The organism is Frankia sp. CcMO1, from assembly GCF_977945845.1.
The window spans coordinates 1-3,127 of the sequence record NZ_CDWTMG010000373.1; the positions used below are offsets into that span (position 1 = coordinate 1).

Genomic DNA, 3,127 nt, shown 5'->3' on the forward strand with positions numbered 1-3,127 from the left:
CTCGTGGTGCGATGTACAGCAAAAGCCACCGATCTCAGATGCTACTTATCGTTATCAGAACTCCAAAGCGCCCTCTGACACCCCACAGGCCTCGCGGACGACTCGGCCCCCGCGTCGTGTTCGGACTCAAGGCGCGCGGGCGTCGGTCACCCGTTGAGGAGGGTGATGCAGCGCCCGGCCGGGCTGGTCACGGTGGTGATCGCGGTGCGTTCGTCGATGGGAGGCGCGTTCGTGCGCTGGTCGAAGATCGCAAGGGTGCCGGTCGGCAACTGGAGTCGGCCGAGATAGCGGTCCAGCTGTAGGAGCCCGGCCTTGAGCGGGTTGGATCTGCCGGTGCGCCAGGCCTTGATCTCGAAACCCTCGCGCTGGACCTGCCGCGGTCCCCCGCGGGGTACGTAGGGCCAGCGGAGATGAAGGTCAATGCGGCCGGAGCCGAGCGCGTATTCGCGTTCGATCTGGCCGGTACCGTTGATGGCGCGCTGGAGGTAGCCCATGAGAATGAGCTGGGGCGCGGCCTCGTCGTAGTAGCCGCGGCTGGTGAGGAACTCGCCGTTCTCGATCCACCAGACCGCGAAGTCGGCGAGGACTCGTGGAAGATCGAAACTGCCGTCCGGGCGGACGAAGGTGCGGGGATCGGTGGTGATGCTCTCCTGCACGGAGGACGACAGGACGCGGACGATGACCTCGCGGTAGATCGGATTCGCGGCCCGTACTGGTGGGTCGGGTGCGATGAGGCCGAGATCACGGACATAGCTGACGTCGTCGTCGTACGGGTCGAGGACGAGCGGGTCCCCGGCGATCAACGGAGCGATGATCTCACGGACACGGGGTTCGGCTAGCTTGGAGGCCAGCGAGTCCAGGTGGGTGGCGCGCGCAAGGACGAGCCGTTCCTTCGCGGCCTCGAGATGCTCAAGTGTGATCGTCTCTGTGGCGGGCACGGCCATCTCCTCGACGACCTCGCGGGCCAGCGCGTTGACCAGCCACGGCTGGCCGCCCGTGAGCTCGTAGGCGTGCTCGACGGCGCCCGGCGCGAACGGCTGGCCGGTGGCGGCGGTGTGCTGACCGTAGAGCTCCGCCACCTCATCCGCGGTGAAGTCGCCCAGCCTAAGCGACTTGAGTTTGATGTTGAAAGGGCTCGACGTGCCCAGCCGCGACGGGTCACCACCGGCCGCCGCCTTGTAGTCACGGACATCGCGGAGACCACACAGCACGACCGATGCCGGGAAGGGCGCTGTGGAGCGGGCGTTGTAGCCGTCCCGCACCTGGCTGAGCACACTGATCAGCGACTGGCCCTGAAGGGCGTCGATCTCGTCGAAGAACAGGACGAGCGGACGTGGGCAGATCCGGGCCCAGGCTCCGAGCGCCTCGACGATCAGGGTGCCGTCGGAGGTCTCCGGCCACGGCGCCGGCCGCAGCTCCGCAGGCAGGGTGTCCTCGGCGCTGGAGCGGAGCCGGTCGAGAATCGCCCGGGACGCGGCGCGGATGTCGTCTCCCCAGGCGCGCCCGGTCTCGCAGGAGACGTGCACCGCGGCGTACCGGCCCTGCATGGTCAGGTCGGCCGCGAGTGCGCGGAGCGCCGTCGTCTTCCCCGTCTGGCGGGGCGCGTGGACGACGAAGTAGGCCTTGAGATCCACCAACCCGGGCGCCTCCGGGAGGCGGGACAGCGCCGGGATCATGTAATGCTCCGCGGGGATGCACGGCCCAGCCGTGTTGAACCGACGGCTCACCAGTCCTCCTCCCCGCCCGACTCGCTACTTCACGACCAGCCTACCCGTGATCGACGATCTACCTGTGCGGCGAGTGATTCCTCCCTGACTGGTCGCGATCGCGCGGACGGACCAATGGAACACTCGTTCAATCCGTCAGGCGACACTCCGGTCGGCGCGGTCATCCAGCGTCGCCCCTGTCCAGGGGCCGGGTAGCGACCGGCCGGACGGTAATTTCAAGGCCAGCAACCAAGATCTATCGATTCGGATGCTGGTACAGAGAGGCCACCCTTTTTCTGATCACGCCTCCGACCTCGGTGAATGCGGTTCGCGATCTATCGCTTTGAGATTCAACACCATGGAACGGTGCTGGTCAGGGCCTCGACAGCTGGTTCGAGCCCCGGCCGGACGACCATGTTGGGATCATGCGAACCGCGTCCGTTCCGCCGAGGTGCTGAGCGGTGGCGACTTCGGAGGACCCGCGGTAGCCACGGCAGCCGCTGGGGCCGCGGCAAGAACGCGCATGACAACCTGTTCGCCGACGGCCTGGGCAGCGACGAAGGGACCATCACGTCCCAGCTGCCGTCCAGCATGCCGATGGCACCGGCCGGGAGTCGCCGTTCACGTCAGGCGGCAGGACCATGCCCTTCGTCCTGGACCACGTCAGGTCCGTGGTCTCCTTGGCTGACGTCCCCGATTCAGTGGTGATCATGGTTGACACGTCCCGCGCACGGCTGTTCGGCAACCTCGACGATGAGATGCCTGGTGCATGACGGGATGCCTTGAGGAGGATCGCGGAGCCGTGCCCGGTCGCGATCTTTCTCGACGGTTCTACGAGCGGGCGGTTCGGTCGCTGGTCGTGGGCGTGCCCCACGCTGCCGCGTTGCTCGGTGAGGGGTCCGAGGTCCTCGGCTTCGACGACGAGGTCTCCACGGACCACGACTTCGGCCCCCCGTGCACGACCCGCTCGATCTGCTCACCACGCGGCGTCGGGCACTGGCCTGGTACCCCGACGACGTCTGGCGCTACGTCCTGGCAGCCGGCTGGCTGCGGGTCAGCCAGGAAAAACCGTTCATCGGCCGCACAGGTGGCCGCGGCGGCGACGACCTCGGCTCGCGTGTGCTTGCCGCCCGCGTGGCCCGCGACCTCATACGGATCGGCTTTTCTCCTCGAACGCCTTGGTCTGGCTGAGCCCGTCGATCCCGCCCCGCGCCGCTTTCATTCCCGAGACATCCACGTACTCGGCGCCGAACGCCTCACCCGTGCGCCGACCGATGCGATCAGCGATCCGCCGCTGCGAACCCTCCTCACCCGACTCGGACACGGGCCCGACGGCCCGCTCGCCATCTCCTCGGCGCGATCGACCAGGCCACCGACAGCTTCGCGCGCTAGGGCCTGTTTGGGAAGTACGTCCCGGGGTT

General features: G+C 67.7%; 2 protein-coding genes. One reads left to right on the top strand and one right to left on the bottom strand.

The genetic code is table 11. The features are described from left to right. Positions 1–146: 146 nt before the first annotated feature. Positions 147–1,727, bottom strand: a complete 1,581-nt coding sequence (locus AC08OU_RS24010; protein ID WP_476602324.1) for an AAA family ATPase — start codon at positions 1,725–1,727, stop codon at positions 147–149. 933 nt (positions 1,728–2,660) lie between these two features. On the opposite strand from AC08OU_RS24010, the gene AC08OU_RS24015 reads away from it, so the two are divergent. After that, a complete protein-coding gene (locus tag AC08OU_RS24015) occupies positions 2,661–2,897 on the top strand; it encodes a DUF4037 domain-containing protein (RefSeq protein WP_462203587.1) in 237 nt (78 codons plus the stop codon). Positions 2,898–3,127 lie beyond the last annotated feature (230 nt).